The following is a 17,274-nucleotide window of genomic DNA, read 5'->3' as shown; positions in this document are numbered from 1 at the left end:
ACTTGTGTCAAAAAAAACAATGTGCCATCCTTGATTCGGCAATTAAGAGCGCACATCGCAGCGGGGTACCCGTTGCCCGAGCTTGCGAAATTGCAGGTGCCAGCCGGAGCACCTTTTACCGCCGTATTGGAAATCCTGGTAAAAGAGTGCTCGCGGCTAAGGCTCTTGGCGATCGCATCAAAGTGCTCCAAAAACGCCACGAAGGACGATATGGCGTCAGAAGGATGACGGCAGTCCTTCGCATGGATGGCCATAAACGAAAACCCGGACACAACCAAGTCGCACGCACCATGAAGGAACTTGGATGCCAGGCCGTGATTCGAAGGAAGAACACATACAGAGTCAGCCTCACAAAGGGGCGGCTGGCCGACGGGACTGTTCTCGAGAACACGCTGAATCGCAAATTTACTCAACAGGAGCCGGGCAAGGTATTTGTGACGGATGTGACCTATATTCCAACTAAAACTGGCTGGCTCTATCTTTCGCTCGTTATGGATCTTTGCACTCGCGAAATCGTCGTCTGTGAAATGAGCCCCTGCCAAAATATGGCGCTTGCGATGCAGACGCTCCACTCGCTTAAGGCGGTGGCCAGCGGACCGGCTGTGCTGCACAGCGACCAAGGAGTGCTGTAAACCAGCCCGATGTTCAGGAAACAAGCTCGGGATTACGGCTTTAAGCAGAACTATTCACGCAAAGGGAACTGTTGGGACAACGCCGTCATGGAGGGCTGAAACGGAACGCTGAAGACGGAGTGGCTGTACCACCCGGACAAGCGCTTTGACAAAAATCTGTTGACTTTTAACCAGGCCCGGCGGGAAATTGAAGCCTATTGCGCCTATTACAATGAGAAACGCATTCAAGCGAAATTAAGTTACCGCTCCCCCAGGCAATTCAGGGAAGCGGTAACAGGTAAAACCACTCCGACGCTCAATTAATTCTGTCTCACAAAGTAGGGACAGTTCAAGGTCCCGGCTTTTTTCTACAGCGGCGGCAAAAGCGCCGGGCCTGCTCTCTTTTCAAGCCCTCTTTCTTCCATAAGCAGCCCAGTACACCATTCCGACCAGCACCCCGCCCACGATATTGCCCAGCGTGACCGCCGACAGGTTGTAAGCGACGCCCGTGAACGTCAGGGCGGAAGCATCAACGCCCGGGGGAACCGGGAAACCGCTTGCGAGCAGCAGCAGGCCCAGCGGCAGGAAATACATATTGGCCACGCAGTGTTCAAACCCCAGGGCGACAAAAGCCGATATCGGAAGCACCACGGCGAACAGACGGTCAATGACCGTACGGCTCGCAAAGCCGATCCATACCGCAAGGCAGACAAGAACATTGCACAAAATGCCCTTGAAAAAGAGAACCGCCCAGGGCATCGAGACTTTTCCCGAGGCGATTTTCAGCATGGCCGCACCCATTTTCCCGAGAGCGTAGGTCTGCGAGAGGTAGACGAGGGCGACCAGAGCGAGCGCCCCGATGAAATTGAAAACCCAGACCCAGGCCCAGTTGGCAAGCATCGGTGCCGTGCCGATCCGGCCTGAGAGCCGCGCCGCCACCATGAGGGAGTTGCCCGTGAAGAGCTCTGCTCCGCAGATGATGACCAGGGCAAGGCCCAGGCTGAAGACAACGGCGCCCGCAAAGCGCTGAACGGCAAAGGACAGCGTGTCATCGGCCATGAACAGCGTGAAATAAAGCCCCCCCAACCCAATGAAAAAACCTGCCGCGACCGCAAGGGGCGCGAGTTGGGAAAGCCTCATGGCGGCCTTCGAGACACCCACCGCCTCAGCCTTTGCCTCTATGGCCGCCGGAGCGAGAGCCTCAGGGGAAGGCGCAGCGCCTCCGGTTGGTGAATTCGCCTTCTCCATCAGAACCCTCCCAAAAATATATGAGCCCGGATCAAATCCTAAATGCAAAGGGACAGGGTTGGTAGAACCCTGTCCTTCAAGACTAGGGCCTCAGGAGTATAGCCCCTTCACAGTGACTACGCCGTCTTTTTTGACGAAGCGGCCGCGCGCCACCACGCTCACCGGCTCATACGAATCGTCTAGGATGCAGAAATCTGCATCCCAGCCGACGCGCACCCGAGTTTATCAGCTTAAAAATGAATAAACCCTTGTATTGCAAGGGCTTATTCATTAATTATTTTTCATCTCTGGTAGTACAACTTTTCGGTCGGGCAATGTCTTTGAGCCGCAGCTTCTTGCATAGTGACTGTGCCGTCTCATAGTGGCAGGGCGGCTCCAGGCTGAATGCCCTGAGGATCGAGTCAAAGCGGCCCTCCTTTGGATAAAGCCTCAGGTACAGGGGCATTTGGGGATTGCCGTCATCGAGGGCAACTTCGGCACCGCGCAGCGCCGCGTTGATTTCGTCACAGGTGATGTCCCTGATCTTCTGTTTGAGGACATGCTGCATGTACTTTTCGATCACGAGGCTGATGAAGCAACTCGCAAAATGTCCTCTGACATGACTGTCTGTCCAGACAAAGCAGGGGCGGGCTTCGAGCGTGGTCTTGCTTACCCGGAAGCAATCCTCGATGCGCCAGAGATTGCGGTAAATCTTCATGATGTCCTGAGAGGACTTCGTCTTCAGATTCGTGCAGACGGCGTAATAGCCGGCCCACCGCCTCGCCTCTTCGATTTTCTTCATATCCAGTGACGGCTCGCCTTCGCCTTTCGGCACCTTGATCAAAGACCTGTATCCGCGGCTGGAGGTCAGCGATCCCCTGCTGCGCAGGGCTTTTTTCGCCTTCTCAACGGCACGGTCGATGTCGCTATTGTCCTTGTTGGCCCGGGACTGCGAATGCGAGACGATCCAGCGGACATCCAGAGAATCCACTTTCTTCGACGACTGATACTTGCGCCCTGTGGTTTTGCTGATTTTGGTTACGAAAACCGTCTTTGACAGATCCATTGTCTTGTAGCGGCAGACAATCTCGTCGCCGTCCATGACGGTCTCATCCCAATTTACGTCGTCAAGGATCTGTTTGCGCAGCTCCTTCGTGCTGTTCTTAACCTTCTGCGCGAGGACAAAGTCGCAGCCGATGTCCTTGAGCCCGAGCAGGTTCTCGTTTGAATTGAGCCCCCTGTCGGCAACGACAATGAGCGTCTGCAGGTCATAAGCCGTTTTGATCCGCCTGATCATGGGGAGCATCGTGCCGAACTCTGAGGTGCTGCCGGGGAAAAGCTCGTAATCAATGGGGATGCCGAACGCATCCATCACGAGTCCGAGAACTACCTGGACCTCGTTGACCTTGTGGTCCTTGCTCAGCCCGAACTGGCGCAGCTCGCCTTCTTTCCGGCTCTCAAAGGCATATGTCGTCACGTCATAAAAGGCGGCTGAGACCGTGCGGTTCAGCCTGCTGCTGATCTCGCGGTTAAGGTGTTTGACAATCGCTTCCTTGTCCTCCGCAAGCCGGTCGAGCACCCGGTACACGACATTGTTGTCTGCGATGCCGTCGAACGGCACGATGCTTGAGCCGCGCTCCTCGAAGGCTTTTTTCTTGCTGCCCGGACTGACGATCCTTTGCGAGCACAGCAGGAACGCTGCCTTGTCGTACGAATACTCGATTTTGCGCTTGCTCTGCAGATAGCGGAACACCTGCGGCAGATTCAGATCGTCCTTCCATACCTGCCGAATGACGGCAGCGCCGAGCTTCAGCCTTGCGGCGCACGAATAGTCAGCGCCTTTTTGGGACTGCTCGAGCTTGCGGATTCTTGTCTGGACCGAGTTGTCTAGCTCCTCCAGCCTGGCCTTCCTGACCGCCTCGTTCTCGGCTGCCACGCGGGCACGCAGGTTCTTGAGATAGTCGGGATCTTCTTGCTCAAGGACGTCGAGGTTGCCGTGATTCTCCAAGAGCCGCGACCGGGGCTTGCCGTCCGCATTGCGGTAGCTCTCGACAACGCGGACGTACTTGCGCCCCTGGGTCGTGACGATGGCAACGTGTTTGGACATGGAGAGCTCCCGGTAACTGACTCTGGATACCAGCATTATACCACCAATGGACTACATTGTAACTACGTAGAGTGTAAAATTTTTGCCCCGCCGACCCAATGCCGACGGGGCTTTACTCAATTTTTAGCTGAAAAAGACGGGTATGAGCCCGGATCAAATCCTAAATGCAAAGGGACAGGGTTGGTAGAACCCTGTCCTTCAAGACTAGGGCCTCAGGAGTATAGCCCCTTCACAGTGACTACGCCGTCTTTTTTGACGAAGCGGCCGCGCGCCACCACGCTCACCGGCTCATACGAATCGTCTAGGATGCAGAAATCTGCATCCCAGCCGACGCGCACGCGGCCCTTGGGGATCATGAGCGTATCGGAGACATTCGAGGTGATGAAGGGCAGCGCCCGCTCCAGCCCGAGTTCCCGCGCGAGCAGCTTGAACGCCCTGAGGTTGTTGCCGATGTCGAGAGTGTCAAGCGCCTTGAGGGCCCCCCTTTCGTCATACACGGGCAGCGCCCCGTGGCCGTCCGTCGAAAGAGAGATCCGGTCACCCTTCACTCCCCTGTCCAGGGCCCGGAGCACAGCCTGTGCAGCTTCCGTCGGGCGGTCCGTCGTAAAGTCCACCCTTCCGCCCGCCTTTGCGAAGGCCACTGCCGCGTCGAAATCCCTCGCGCAGTGGGTGGGCAGAAAATGCTCGATGGGCAGTCCGCGCTTCACGGCCTGCTCGAACATCCCGAAAGCTCCCCCCAGAGTGCCAACGTGCACGTGCAGGATCCCGCGCTTGCCGGCAAGCCGTCCGCCCTCCCAGGCCTCAGCCGCAAGCCTCATCATCTCCTCGAGTGAAATGAAGGAGGCGCGGCATTCGGCCATGGCGATCTTGACGCCCAGGCACTCCGGAATTGAGTAAAGGTCCAGCTTCACGCATCCCGTAAGCGAAGTGGGCGGATAGGCATAGTTGGAAGTCCACATCCAGGCCGAGATGCCCTCGTTCTGCAGGGCGCGCACCTTTGCTAGCAGCGAAACGACCGAGCGCGAAACGGTATCGGCGCCGAGAACGCCCACCACGGTCGTGTCGCCGCAGCTCACCGCCTCTTCGACCCGCAGCTCGGGGGCCCGCGTCTGCTGCCCGCCCTCGCCGCCCCCGCCCGTCACGTGGACATGCTCGTCAATGAAGCCAGGGACAAGACTTGCCCCGCCGGCGTCGAACGTTTCGAGGCCGAGCCAGGAGAGATCGAGATCAGGAGCAATTGCGGCAATTCTTCCTTCTGAGACAAGAATATCTCTGATGCCAACCTTTACAGGGTCATATAAAAGAGCGTTTTTGATTAGAAAACTAGACATTTTATGTATATGTTTCCTTACAATACGCTTCTAAGAATTGCTGCGACATCTGCGGCCTTGAGCGGAACGTAGTGCCCCAGCGGCCCCTTGGCAACGGCGCGCTCGGCCAGCTGCTCGATCGGCGCGTCGCCCGCCCCCAGCTCGCGAAGCGTCAGAGGCATGCCAAGGCTCTTGTAGAAATCGCGAAGGCTGGCTACAGCGCCGGCCACGGCCTTGCTTTCGTCCAGCTCGGGGTCTACCTCCATCACGTTGCGCGCCCACTGCAGGATGCGGGCGGGATTGCGGCGCGCTACATAAGACAGATATCCAGGCGTCACCACGGCAAGCCCGGCTCCGTGAGTGATCTCCGGCTTCCAGGCCGAGAGCTCATGCTCGATGCCGTGGCAGGCCCAGTCCTCTTCCTGCCCCAGCCCGAAAAATCCGTTGTGAGCGAAGGTGCCCGCCAGGCCGATCTGGCTCCAGGCGTCATAATCCTGGGGGAACTTGTGCACGAAGCGGCCGTACTTCATGATCGTTTTCATGGCGGCCTCGGCCTGCGCGTCCACAAAGCCCGTCCCTGTCGTATTGGTGAGGTAGCGCTCCATGATGTGGCTCATCATGTCGACAACGCCGGCTGCAGCCTGCCAGGCCGGCAGCGTGAAGAAGAGCTCAGGGTCAATCACGGAGAGGTAAGAGCGGATCGCCTGGCTGGCCGTCCCCCATTTCCTGCCTTCATTGGTGATGACAACGCGCATGGACAGCTCGGAGCCGGCCGCAGGTATGGTTAGAACGACAGCGATCGGCAGAGCCTTCGTGCAGACGGCTTTTCCGCAGAAAAAGTCCCAGACGTCACCCTCGTAGGGCACCCCCATAGCGGCGGCCTTAGCGGTGTCGATCACGGAACCTCCGCCCACGGCAAGAAGCACATCAGGCTGCCAGTTTCTGCACTCCGCAATCAGGTCGCGGACAAAGCCGATGTCAGGGTTGGGATGCACTCCGCCCTTTTCCCTCACCTGCAGCCCCGCCTGGCGCAGCGAGGCCATGACGCGGTCATAGAGTCCGCTGCGGCGGATGGATCCCCCGCCGTAGACCATCATCACGCGGCCGCCAGGGAAGCGCTCGGCCAGCCTGTTCCCGATCTCGCATTCACAGCCCTTGCCAAAGACAAGCTGCGTGGGGGAACAAAAATTAAAGTTTTGCATCTTTAGGCTCCTTGCGATCAGCCAACCGGCGCCTGGCGTCCGGGATCGGGCGCAGCCTCGCCGCGGGCTCCTTAATGGAAAAGCGAACCGAGCTTTTTACCCCGGCTTCGCTTTGTTAGAGCAAAGGGAAAATGTCACATGCCAGCACAACGGGACTATGTCACACCCTAGCAAAGCGATTATGACACCAAAAATTCTCCGCCAAAGACAGAAATTGAGAGCCCCCTGGGGCCCTTTATCGTCTTCATGGAGAACACCCTGCCCACGCTCTGTCGGGCGCTCGCCTCAAATGGGCTGAAGCCCGTGCGGGCTGTGGGCAGGTTGGGAAAAAAGATCTTCTGAGAGCCTGTGTTGATTTCATTATTTGCCAGATCTGTTTTTCCGCTGCTTCAGCTTTTCTTCGAGTTCACGGGCCTTTTGGTCACGCTCTTTTCTCTGGGCCTGCCGTTGCTTCGCTTCAGCCATTTCGCATTCCAGCTTCATGACGAAGCCGTTGGGTCGCAAATCTTCCTTCTCAATGATTCGATCCAGGCATGCGTCTATGGTCTTCGATGACTCAAGGTATTCCGTGCGCTCGAGCGTTTTTCTTTTCCGGGCTTCAAAGCAGAGCAGATGTTCTTTGCCCCGTGCATCCCGGTAGACCATTTCCGGCGCACGGCCATCCGGGTACTCGATGACGCTGACTTTCTTGCCCATCAGCTCAAACTTCCGAGCGCTCGCATTCTTGAGCTGCAGGATCGACCCCCCGAAGGAGACGCTCAGAGATTTGCTCAGAACGCGTTCGTGCCACCAGGCGCATATGCGTTCAATCTCGGGCATACTTTCTTCAGCCACCGCACAGTTTGCGCTCAGGGGTTCTCTTGGGTCGATTCCAAACCGCTGATTGAAATCCCTGATCAGTTCGTCCATGCGCTGATTGGCGGTGGCCATGTCTTCGATTCCCATGACCCTGAACTCATGCGGCCAGCGCCCCTGCAGCGTCTTGAACAGGCGTTCTATCCGGCCTTTTGCCTGCGGGCTCTGAGCGAATATCTGCTCGATCTGAAGCTTGTCGCAGACTCTCTGAAACTGTGTGCCCTCTACATTTTTGGACCGGCCCTGAGCCAACGCGCGGAAAGTGCCGTGCCGATCGCTGTATAGCGCAAGGGGGATTCCGTGCGCCCTGATGTATTGGAGCAGCACGGTCATATAGCCCGCCGCGGTCTCCGAGGGAAAGAACCCGGCAGCGGCGATTCTGCCGGTCGCATCGTCAATGAACGCGATTAATGAGCACTCTTTCTGACCGGGGCCGAACCATCTGTGCGGGCTGCCGTCGATCTGAACCAGCTCGCCGAACCTTGACCTTCTGCGCCTCAGAAAATGACCGGCTCTTCTGAGCCCCTGCTCTGAGGCCTGAGGGCTGAGTTCTCTCAGAATCTTTCGAACAGTTTCCTTCGACACTTTGATCCCTTCGTTTTTCACAAGGTACTGAGTCAGGAGCGTCGGAGGGAAATCCTGATATTTTGTAACTGCCAGTTCTATGATTTTTAAACGAATATCGTCTGGCAGGCGGTTGCTCGGGGGCCGCCCTTTGTTGCCATGGGGCGGATCTGCGGCTTCGCCCCTTTTCCAGGCGGCCAGCCTGCGATAGAACTGGCGAATGCTCAGCTTCATCGCTTTGGCTGCCTCCGGCACCGAGAGCAGGCCGTAGGCGACCTGTTCGAAAATCTCCTCTGTGCCGGTCTGGGACTTCGGGGCTCTTTCAGGAAGCGAGTTTTTCATGTGCGACTCCTAAAAAACAGGCTCTCTGAAGTGATTGTGTGACAAAATCGCTTTGCCGGGGGCTGTCATGCAGATTGCCGGCTTATGACAGAGTCGCGTTGCCGGACCATGACATAGTCCCGTAGTTTTCCGTGACATTATCGCGTTGCTCTAACATTACCCCGGCTTCGCTTGACTTTGTCTTTCTTAAAGTCTATCTTTCCTGCCATGCCGATGACAGTCCTTTTTTCCGGCAGGGATCTTTTTGTGCCTGTTGTCCGGAATTCGTTGAACTGGCTTCGTACTCATCGAAGCCTGCAGAACTGTTTCCTGAAGAATCTTCCCTTTGCGGGAAGATTTTTTTTGCATTCCTGCGGGCCGCATTCCTCCCGCCGCCCGCTTTTATCTCAATACCGGAGCCGCCGACCCTGTGGCCGCAGCAATCCGAATCCCCACACAATATATTTGCTCGAGGCTAAAAAGCATGACTGACAAACCCTTGACGGTACGCGACCTCATTGAACCGGCCATCATGAAGGCCGGCGGCTGGGTCAACACGCACGCCCACGCGGACAGAGCCTTCACGCTGTCTGAAAAGGTGCTTGAAATCCGCAGAACTTACTCGCTGCAGCAGAAATGGGACGTCCTCGACCAGCTCAAGCGCAACTCTACCGAGGAAGATTACTATCGGAGGTTCTGCCAGTTCTTCGAGCTGATGATCAGCCAGGGCGTGACCGCAATGGGAACCTTCGTGGACATCGACCCGCAGTCTGAAGACCGGGCGATCAAGGCGGGCCTGCGCGCGAGAGAGCACTATCAGGATCAGATTACGGTGAAGTTTGCCAACCAGACTCTCAAGGGTGTGATCGACCCGGAGGCCCGCGCATGGTTTGACCGCGGCGCACAGGTCGTCGACATCATCGGGGCGCTCCCGAAGCGCGACGAGAGGGATTACGGGCGCGGCGAAGAGGCCTTCGACATCATCATGGAAACGGCCAAGAAGTACGGGAAGATGGTGCACGCGCACGTCGACCAGTTCAACACCTCCGATGAGTACGAATCCGAGATGCTTTGCTCCAAAACGATCGAGCACGGCATGCAGGGACGCGTCGTCGGCATTCACGGCATCTCGATCGCCGCTCATTCACAGAAATACCGCAGCCGCCTCTACAAGCTCATGAAGGAAGCGAAGGTCATGATGGTGACCTGCCCGACAGCCTGGATCGACACCCGGCGCAGCAACACGATCGGCCTGTCGCACAACTCCATGACTCCGGTTGACGAGCTGATCCCCGCAGGCGTCACGGTCGCCCTCGGCACCGACAATGTCTGCGACGCCATGGTGCCGTGGTGTTCAGGAGACATGTGGCACGAACTGCAGCTGCTTGCCACAGGCTGCCGGTTCGATGACTTCGACAACCTGGTCAGAATCGCAACGGTCAACGGCCGCAAGGTTCTGGGCCTCATCCCCTATGACAAGAAAGCTGCCGCCTGAAGCCGGAGGAACACCTGAAATGCAGAGAAATGAAAACAAAAGCAACCGCCGCCTGATGGCCTCTTCGCCGCTTGCGCGGGACATCACCGCTGAAAACCTCCTGAGCATCGGGGCGATCAACTTCCTGGACGAAGAACCGATCCGCTTGAAGTCAGGCCTGGTCACCCCGATTTACGTCGACAACCGGCAACTGATCTCGCATCCCGAGGAGTGGCATGACGTCATCGAGACCATGGCCTCCTTCGTGGAGGAGCTCAAGCTGGACTTCGACTGCATCGCGGGAGTCGAGTCCGCGGGAGTCTGCCACGCAGCAGCCCTCGCCTATCGAATGAACAAGCCCGCCATCTACGTGCGCCGCTCGGCCAAGACCTACGGCGACCGCTCGAGGTTTGAGGGCGGCTCGGTCAAAGGCAAGAAAATCCTGCTGATCGAGGATCACATTTCCACCGGCTTGTCCTGCCTCGACGCGATCGAAGCTCTGCGAGCCGAAGGAGCAACGGTCACCGACTGCCTGGCCATCACGAACTTCGACATGCCGGAAACCGCAAGACTGTTCGAGAAAGCCAACGTCGTCACCTACTCCATGCTTCCCTTCTCCTTCATCCTCGCAAAGGCCGAGGAAATGAAGATGATAAACTCCGACCAGCTCAAGGATCTCACGGACTGGCTCACCACGCCCTGGACCTGGGTCATGCGCCGGGGAGCGGCAGTCACTGGAGCCGAGAACTGAGCCTTCAGCGCACCGCCTGAAAACGCTATGGGCGAAGCCCCCATTTCCCGGGACTTCGCCTTCTTCTATAGCTAAAATGAAAGCTGTATCAGAAATAATCCTTTAGGAAGAACTTCATGCAGCTCACAAGATTCACAGACTACAGCCTGCGGGTTCTGCTCTACCTGAGCGTTGACAGGGACCGCAATCCGCCGGTCACAGTTGAGGAGCTTTCCTCACAGTTTGCGATCAGCCGGAATCATCTGGTGAAGATCGTGCACAACATGGGACAGCTCGGCTACATTGTGACGTTGCGCGGCAGGGGCGGCGGCATCCGCCTCGCTCGGGACCCGGCCGAGTACCGGATAGGCGACATCCTTCAGGAGCTCGAAGGCAGCTCGGTGATCGACTGCCACAAGGTGGACTGCGTGCTCACCGGCCACTGCAGCCTCGCCGGCGTACTCTGGAGAACCATGCGCAAGTTCTATGAGGAGCTTAACCGGTATACGCTGGCTGATGCGCTCGATCCGGACACTGAAAACGCAGTCCTCGCCATCCATCCGACTCTGGAAATGCTGCAGCACAGGCGCACGATGCTCAAGGAAATGCGCTTCACGCCCTGCGGCGCGCCGGCAAAGGCGAAAAGGTGCCGCGCCCAGCCTGTCATCCTTCCTGAGAATATCCGCTTCAGAACTGAAAAAGCCGAACCTTCCAAGACCGGGAAATCCTGAGCCTGAAAGGCGGGGGAGTCAGTTGCGCGGCACCCCCAGGGTCTGCTCGGCCTCAGGTTTCGAAAACCGAGAACGAACAAGCCAGATATGGGTGAAGGCAGCTAGCTGCACAATCCCTGAAAAGATCATGACGGACTGCAGCGTCATGAAAGAGGCAACGGCTCCGCCCAGCAGCGGCCCGACGATGGAGCCCGCCTGCTGAACGGAAAACGAAACCCCGAACACGCGGCCGCGATCTGTAACCGGGGAGTAACGGGTCAGCATGGCGTTAATCGCCGGAAAAATCCCCGCGAAGGCCAGACCGCCGATAAAACGCAGCAACACAAAGGGCTCGAGAACGCCGGGAAGCGCTGAGACTATGGCAAATATGCCGGCCCCAAGCATCGAGACAAGAAGAACGGGCTTGAATCCGATCGACTGTCCGACCCAGCCCCAGATCGGCGAGGCGATTACGCCTGCGATGCCCAGCACTGCAAACACGTACCCCGAAATGGCCACGAGATGATCTGTCGTCCCCAGCAGCTCGCCCACGTAATAGGTAAAAATCGGCATCGACACGGTGATTGAAGTCTGGGTGAGCGCCGCCGCCACAAGAAGCGCGGAGATGACCGGAATCTTGAAAAGCGAAGAGCGCCTGGGGCCTGAAAGCGGGATTGACGCGGGGGCAGCCTTCCTGTCGCGGGGCTTCTCCCGAACGGCAAAAAGAATGACGAGAGTGATGGTAAAAAGCGCCGCACCGCCCGTGAAAAAGGAAAATCTCATGCCTAGATACTGGGCAAGGACGCCGCCCGCCAGCGGCCCGATGACATGTCCAGCCGTAAGCGCCCCCTGCATGATGCCCATGGCAAAGCCGATCTTACGCTGAGGGCAGTTCGATGACATGAGCGACAGCAATGCGGGCCAGAGTCCGGCGGCAAAGCCTTGCAGAACGCGCACCAGGAAAAGCTGAAACGGCGTCTGAACAAGGCCGCCCAGCGTGTAAGTCAGGGCCAGCAGCACCGCCGAGCGGATCGCCATCATCTTGCGGCTGCCTCGGTCGGACATAGCGCCCCAGATCGGGGCCATGATGGCGCTGAAAACGAAGGTAACTGAAAAAATAGCCCCTGACCACAGATTGACATGGTCAGAAACGCCGAGCTCCTGCGTCAAGTACAGTGGGAGGAACGGCACGAGCATCGTATAGCTCGCCGACATCATCATCGCGGTGATTGTCAGAATGCCAAGAAGCACCTTCCAATTCATCGGAAAGCGCTCTTCAGGATTTGTATTTTCAGTCATGGAACCACTGTACCACCAAAAGGGAATCCCTTGAAAAAGAAAGTCTCTGCCGCCACAATAGAGCGAATCGGAAGGACGGCTGCAGGCCGGCCGGGAGCGCGGAGCAAAGGACAGCAGGATGACGGACCGAATGGACAGAGAGCTTGAGGAGGCGAAGAGGCTCGCAGAGCACGCACAGTCGTTCATCATTCTGGTGCGAGGGATCCGGGGCACGGGGAAAACAAGACTCGTGAAACGCCTGTTCCCGGATTTCAGATACGTTTCCTGCCGTTCGGTCAAAACGAGAAACCTGGCGCAGAACGCTCCTGAAGCGTTCCACTCGGTCTACGGGAGCCCGCTCATAATTGACGACTGTGAAAAAGCCCCCCGCCTGATCGAACATGAGGCAGCCGGAGCTGAAAGCCGGAAGCTCGTTCTGGTAGGCAACCCCGGACACAAAGAGCTTCAAAAGCTCAGGAGCGGAAGCCGCTCGCCCTTTATGAAAATAGAACTAATGCCTGTCCCGGAGAAACATGAGGCGTTTGAGGAACTTATTGCCGGAAGCAAGCCGCAGGAAGCAGAGATAGAGATCGCAGGGCTGGCCTGCGGCGCTCTTCCCTCGCTAAACGGTACGCCGCCAGGCCATGAGTCCGACTTTTGGTCTGACTGGACCGCGGCCTTCATGGAGGAAACGGCCGAAAGCCTTTTGAGGGTCAATGATCCGGAATCGTTCTACCGCTTCATGAAGTCAACCGCTGCCGCCTCGGGGCGAGAGATAAACATGAGTGAGATCGCCCGAGGCTGCGGCAAAACCTCCATGACGGTCGCTTCCTGGCTTCAGGCGCTGAGCGATGCATGCGTCATCCATGAGCTGCGGCCGCTCAAAACAGAGCACCGCCGCCCGATCAAGCGCTCAAAATCACTTTTCGCAGACCCAGGACTTGCGGCCTATCTCCTCGATGCCGCTGAGCCGGGTATTCTCAGCAGGAGCCCGTTCCTGCCCGGACTTATGATCAATGAGGCGGCCTGCGGGCTGTCCGGTGGGATTTGGGGAGACACGGAGCGCATCAGCTACTACAGAGACTCGAACAACGTCGGCATAGACCTGATCTACAGCCGGCAGGGAATCCTTCACCCAATATCTGCCGCCAGCACGGAAGAGCAGCTCAGACTCAAGATAAAGCATTTCGGCGTTCTTGAAAAATTAGGTGAAAACCGCTCCGCAGGCCTCATGCTCGTGAGTGAGCCAGAGCTGCAGAGAATCTGTACAAAGTGCGGCGTGAGTTCAATCTTGTTCCGGGCGGACTGACAAAGCCGTCTCTCAAAAAAGAAACACCTCCGTTTCCTGAGCTCTGCCGCCTCGCTGCCCAGGGTAAAACAGGCTCCTAGGAGCGTCCACCAATCTCATGCGACGTGCCTTGAGGCGCACGCAGGGCGGTTCGAGACTTCAATTGAAATGGCTCGCTTTTCCGAACGGGAAAAGGAAAAGCCCCTCCGGACGAATGTCCGGAGGGGCTTGATGGAGAAGCCTGACGGTGACCTACTTTCACCAGAAATACAACTGACTATCATCGGCGCAAAGGCGTTTCACTGTCCTGTTCGGAATGGGAAGGAGTGGGGCCGCCCTGCTATGGCCGTCAGGCAAAGGCTTTGGTTCCTGTCCGCGGGACTTCTTCTTCCGCGACACGAACCGAATGGCTTTCGGAAGGAATGAGAACTTTCAAGGGCGCGATCGCTTTTTTTCCACGCCTTGCTTTTCCCTTTCAAAACCTCTGCAGCTTCTTTTCTTCAAGCAGCACGGTTATAGGATCAAGCCGCACGGGCAATTAGTACTGGTTAGCTCCACGCCTCGCGGCGCTTCCACACCCAGCCTATCAACGTCCTGGTCTAGAACGACCCTTCAGTGAGGTCCAGCCTCAGGGAAGACTCATCTTCAGGCAAGTTTCCCGCTTAGATGCTTTCAGCGGTTATCTCTTCCGCACGTAGCTACCCGGCAATGCGACTGGCGTCACAACCGGTACACCAGAGGTGCGTCCACTCCGGTCCTCTCGTACTAGGAGCAGCCCCTGTCAATCTTCCAGCGCCCGCGGTAGATAGGGACCAAACTGTCTCACGACGTTTTAAACCCAGCTCACGTACCTCTTTAAATGGCGAACAGCCATACCCTTGGGACCGGCTACAGCCCCAGGATGAGATGAGCCGACATCGAGGTGCCAAACACCGCCGTCGATATGAACTCTTGGGCGGTATCAGCCTGTTATCCCCAGAGTACCTTTTATCCGTTGAGCGATGGCCCTTCCATTCAGTGCCACCGGATCACTATGACCTGCTTTCGCATCTGCTCGACTTGTAGGTCTCGCAGTCAGGCACGCTTCTCCCATTGCAGTATCCGCACGATTTCCGACCGTGCTTAGCGTACCTTCGCACTCCTCCGTTACCCTTTAGGAGGAGACCGCCCCAGTCAAACTGCCCACCATGCACGGTCCCCGGCCAGGTTTACTGGCTTAGGTTAGAACCTCAAACAAATCAGGGCGGTATTTCAACGTCGGCTCCAAGCGGACTAGCATCCGCTTTTCACAGCCTCCCGCCTATCCTACACAGATCGGTTCAAAGTCCAATGCAAAGCTGCAGTTAAGGTTCATGGGGTCTTTCCGTCTAGCCGCGGGGAGATTGCATCATCACAAACATTTCAATTTCACTGAGTCTCGGGAGGAGACAGTGTGGCCATCATTATGCCATTCGTGCAGGTCGGAACTTGCCCGACAAGGAATTTCGCTACCTTAGGACCGTTATAGTTACGGCCGCCGTTTACTGGGACTTCGATCAGAGGCTTGCACCTCATCAATTAATCTTCCAGCACCGGGCAGGCATCACGCCCTATACGTCGACTTTCATCTTTGCAGAGCGCTGTGTTTTTAGTAAACAGTTGCAGCCACCGATTCTCTGAGGCCCCTTCGCCCTCAGGGTTTTTCTCCCTTCAAGCTACCAGGGCACACCTTATTCCGAAGTTACGGTGTCAATTTGCCGAGTTCCTTCTCCCGAGTTCTCTCAAGCGCCTGAGCATATTCAGCTCACCCACCTGTGTCGGTTTACGGTACGGTCAACGTTGAACTGAAGCTTAGAGGGTTTTCCTGGAAGCGCTTCAAGTGGCTTCGCCTTCATAAGAAGGCCCGATTCTTCGTCCTGGATATCCGACAGCGGATTTGCCTGCTGCCATCCATCGCTCGAAAGCCGGGACATCCAACACCCGGTCCACTCTGGCTGCTCCGTCACCCCATCGCATTCAACGCCGGTTCAGGAATATTGACCTGATTCCCATCAGCTACGCTTCTCAGCCTGGCCTTAGGGACCGACTCACCCTGCTCCGATGAACGTAGAGCAGGAAACCTTGGGTTTGCGGCGAGCGGGCTTTTCACCCGCTTTATCGTTACTCATGTCAGCATTCGCACTTCTGATACCTCCAGCAGTCCTCTCGAACCGCCTTCACGGGCTTACAGAACGCTCCCCTACCACTCCGCGCCTGACGCGCGAAATCCGCAGCTTCGGTTATCGGCTTAGCCCCGTTACATCTTCCGCGCGGAAGGACTCGATCAGTGAGCTATTACGCTTTCTTTGAAGGATGGCTGCTTCTAAGCCAACTTCCTGACTGTTTTAGCCTTTCCACTTCGTTTTCCACTTAGCCGGTATTAGGGACCTTAGCTGGCGGTCTGGGTTGATTCCCTTTTGAGTCCGGACGTTAGCACCCGGTGCTCTGTCTCCCGTGCGAAGCTTCGCGGTATTCGGAGTTTGCCATAGTTTGGTAAGACGCCATGTCCCCCTAGCTATAACAGTGCTCTACCCCCGCGAGCTCGTGCACGAGGCACTACCTCAATAGTTTTCGGGGAGAACCAGCTATCTCCAGATTTGTTAAGCCTTTCACCCCTAACCACAGCTCATCCTCTGGTTTTGCAACACCAGTAGGTTCGGCCCTCCAGTGTGTGTTACCACACCTTCAGCCTGGCCATGGTTAGCTCATCTGGTTTCGGGTCTATGCCGTGCGACTCAATCGCCCTGTTCGGACTCGCTTTCGCTGCGCCTTCCCTATCCGGTTAAGCTTGCCACACAACATAAGTCGCTGACCCATTATGCAAAAGGTACGCAGTCACTCCTTGCGGAGCTCCTACTGTTTGTATGCATGCGGTTTCAGAATCTGTTTCACTCCCCTCCCGGGGTTCTTTTCGCCTTTCCTTCACAGTACTTGTTCGCTATCGGTCGATCACTAGTATTTAGCCTTGGAGGATGGTCCCCCCGTCTTCAGCCAGGGTTTCACGTGCCCCGACCTACTTTTCGAATCCTTAGTACCTTGTCGACGGTTCCCGTACGGGGCTGTCACCCTCTGCGGCGGACCTTTCCAGGTCCTTCCGGTGTCGTCTTCAATATCGAATTCAGGCTGCTGCGCTTTCGCTCGCCGCTACTGGCGCAATCTCGGTTGATTTCTTTTCCTGAAGCTACTGAGATGTTTCAGTTCGCCTCGTTCGCCTCCGCAGGCTATGTATTCACCCGCGGATCAGGCTAAAGCCTGGAGTTCCCTCATTCGGACATCTCAGGATCAATGCTCGTTGTCAGCTCCCCTGAGCTTTTCGCAGACTGCCGCGTCCTTCATCGCCTGTGATCGCCAAGGCATCCACCACATGCACTTAGTCGCTTGATCCTATAACCCTGCCGCCTTTTGCCGGCACGGGCTTCAAGTGACCTGTAACGTGTCGCTGTTCTCTTGAATCTGCTTCGGTTTCTACTTGGAGAAACTTGCAATTCGTGAATGCAATCACAACCCATGTTCCAAACTGCCGCTGGAAACCTCATCAATCTCCAGCTGTTTGAAACTTTCTCATTCCTTCCTAATTGT

General features: G+C 56.8%; 12 protein-coding genes and 2 rRNA genes. 6 read left to right on the top strand and 8 right to left on the bottom strand.

From position 1 onward, the window contains the following. The first annotated feature begins 2 nt into the window (after positions 1-2). Both MUN46_RS06675 and MUN46_RS11775 read left to right on the top strand, forming a co-directional pair. Positions 3-632: an IS3 family transposase gene (locus MUN46_RS06675; RefSeq protein ID WP_285230576.1), complete on the top strand. Its 630-nt coding sequence runs from the start codon at positions 3-5 to the stop codon at positions 630-632. A 108-nt stretch (positions 633-740) separates the two neighbouring features. After that, the gene (locus MUN46_RS11775) at positions 741-935 is read left to right on the top strand and encodes an IS3 family transposase (protein ID WP_370659321.1); all 195 of its coding nucleotides are present in this window, start codon (positions 741-743) and stop codon (positions 933-935) included. Positions 936-1,016: 81 nt separating this feature from the next. Here the strand turns inward: MUN46_RS11775 and MUN46_RS06670 are convergent, their stop codons facing one another. The 5 genes from MUN46_RS06670 to MUN46_RS06650 all read right to left on the bottom strand — a co-directional run bounded on the left by MUN46_RS06670 (position 1,017) and on the right by MUN46_RS06650 (position 8,218). Beyond that, positions 1,017-1,859, bottom strand: coding sequence for a formate/nitrite transporter family protein (locus MUN46_RS06670; protein ID WP_237980666.1), 843 nt, complete (start codon positions 1,857-1,859; stop codon positions 1,017-1,019). Between the two features lie 274 nt (positions 1,860-2,133). Then, positions 2,134-3,945, bottom strand: a complete 1,812-nt coding sequence (locus MUN46_RS06665; RefSeq protein WP_285230546.1) for an IS1634 family transposase — start codon at positions 3,943-3,945, stop codon at positions 2,134-2,136. Positions 3,946-4,157: 212 nt separating this feature from the next. Next, positions 4,158-5,276 (bottom strand): amidohydrolase family protein, encoded by a 1,119-nt coding sequence (locus MUN46_RS06660; protein ID WP_285230575.1) that lies wholly within the window; start codon positions 5,274-5,276, stop codon positions 4,158-4,160. Positions 5,277-5,293: 17 nt separating this feature from the next. Continuing rightward, positions 5,294-6,457, bottom strand: a complete 1,164-nt coding sequence (locus MUN46_RS06655) for an iron-containing alcohol dehydrogenase (protein ID WP_237980662.1) — start codon at positions 6,455-6,457, stop codon at positions 5,294-5,296. A gap of 360 nt (positions 6,458-6,817) precedes the next feature. After that, positions 6,818-8,218 (bottom strand): ISNCY family transposase, encoded by a 1,401-nt coding sequence (locus MUN46_RS06650; RefSeq protein ID WP_285230533.1) that lies wholly within the window; start codon positions 8,216-8,218, stop codon positions 6,818-6,820. Between the two features lie 463 nt (positions 8,219-8,681). On the opposite strand from MUN46_RS06650, the gene MUN46_RS06645 reads away from it, so the two are divergent. From MUN46_RS06645 to MUN46_RS06635, 3 genes are all read left to right on the top strand, one after another. Further along, positions 8,682-9,692 (top strand): amidohydrolase family protein, encoded by a 1,011-nt coding sequence (locus MUN46_RS06645; RefSeq protein ID WP_237980660.1) that lies wholly within the window; start codon positions 8,682-8,684, stop codon positions 9,690-9,692. Between the two features lie 19 nt (positions 9,693-9,711). After that, positions 9,712-10,422 carry an orotate phosphoribosyltransferase gene (locus MUN46_RS06640; RefSeq protein ID WP_237980657.1) on the top strand — a complete coding sequence of 237 codons (711 nt, stop codon included), beginning with the start codon at positions 9,712-9,714 and terminating at the stop codon, positions 10,420-10,422. A 116-nt stretch (positions 10,423-10,538) separates the two neighbouring features. Beyond that, positions 10,539-11,132 (top strand): Rrf2 family transcriptional regulator, encoded by a 594-nt coding sequence (locus MUN46_RS06635; RefSeq protein WP_237980655.1) that lies wholly within the window; start codon positions 10,539-10,541, stop codon positions 11,130-11,132. An 18-nt stretch (positions 11,133-11,150) separates the two neighbouring features. Here the strand turns inward: MUN46_RS06635 and MUN46_RS06630 are convergent, their stop codons facing one another. Then, positions 11,151-12,410: an MFS transporter gene (locus MUN46_RS06630; protein ID WP_243377750.1), complete on the bottom strand. Its 1,260-nt coding sequence runs from the start codon at positions 12,408-12,410 to the stop codon at positions 11,151-11,153. Between the two features lie 130 nt (positions 12,411-12,540). Between MUN46_RS06630 and MUN46_RS06625 the strand changes: the two genes are divergently transcribed. Then, on the top strand, positions 12,541-13,698 hold the full coding sequence (locus tag MUN46_RS06625; protein WP_243377749.1) for a DUF4143 domain-containing protein: 1,158 nt from the start codon (positions 12,541-12,543) through the stop codon (positions 13,696-13,698). Between the two features lie 218 nt (positions 13,699-13,916). Here the strand turns inward: MUN46_RS06625 and rrf are convergent. Beyond that, positions 13,917-14,031: ribosomal RNA gene (gene rrf, locus MUN46_RS06620) — 5S ribosomal RNA — on the bottom strand. 163 nt (positions 14,032-14,194) lie between these two features. Further along, positions 14,195-17,079: ribosomal RNA gene (locus MUN46_RS06615) — 23S ribosomal RNA — on the bottom strand. Positions 17,080-17,274: the final 195 nt, after the last annotated feature.

The organism is Mesosutterella faecium (assembly GCF_022809315.2).
GTDB lineage: Bacteria > Pseudomonadota > Gammaproteobacteria > Burkholderiales > Burkholderiaceae_F > Mesosutterella > Mesosutterella faecium.
Note: the sequence above shows the minus strand (reverse complement) of the source record. Positions and strands in the feature narration are given on the sequence as shown.

Excerpts from the sequence above, each read along its gene's own strand:
- MUN46_RS06655 (WP_237980662.1), bottom strand. The coding sequence starts at position 6,457 with ATGCAAAACTTTAATTTTTGTTCCCCCACGCAGCTTGTCTTTGGCAAG.
- MUN46_RS06630 (WP_243377750.1), bottom strand. The coding sequence starts at position 12,410 with ATGACTGAAAATACAAATCCTGAAGAGCGCTTTCCGATGAATTGGAAG.
- MUN46_RS06645 (WP_237980660.1), top strand. The coding sequence starts at position 8,682 with ATGACTGACAAACCCTTGACGGTACGCGACCTCATTGAACCGGCCATC.
- MUN46_RS06635 (WP_237980655.1), top strand. The coding sequence starts at position 10,539 with ATGCAGCTCACAAGATTCACAGACTACAGCCTGCGGGTTCTGCTCTAC.
- MUN46_RS06640 (WP_237980657.1), top strand. The coding sequence starts at position 9,712 with ATGCAGAGAAATGAAAACAAAAGCAACCGCCGCCTGATGGCCTCTTCG.
- MUN46_RS06660 (WP_285230575.1), bottom strand. The coding sequence starts at position 5,276 with ATGTCTAGTTTTCTAATCAAAAACGCTCTTTTATATGACCCTGTAAAG.
- MUN46_RS06670 (WP_237980666.1), bottom strand. The coding sequence starts at position 1,859 with ATGGAGAAGGCGAATTCACCAACCGGAGGCGCTGCGCCTTCCCCTGAG.
- MUN46_RS06665 (WP_285230546.1), bottom strand. The coding sequence starts at position 3,945 with ATGTCCAAACACGTTGCCATCGTCACGACCCAGGGGCGCAAGTACGTC.
- MUN46_RS06650 (WP_285230533.1), bottom strand. The coding sequence starts at position 8,218 with ATGAAAAACTCGCTTCCTGAAAGAGCCCCGAAGTCCCAGACCGGCACA.
- MUN46_RS06625 (WP_243377749.1), top strand. The coding sequence starts at position 12,541 with ATGGACAGAGAGCTTGAGGAGGCGAAGAGGCTCGCAGAGCACGCACAG.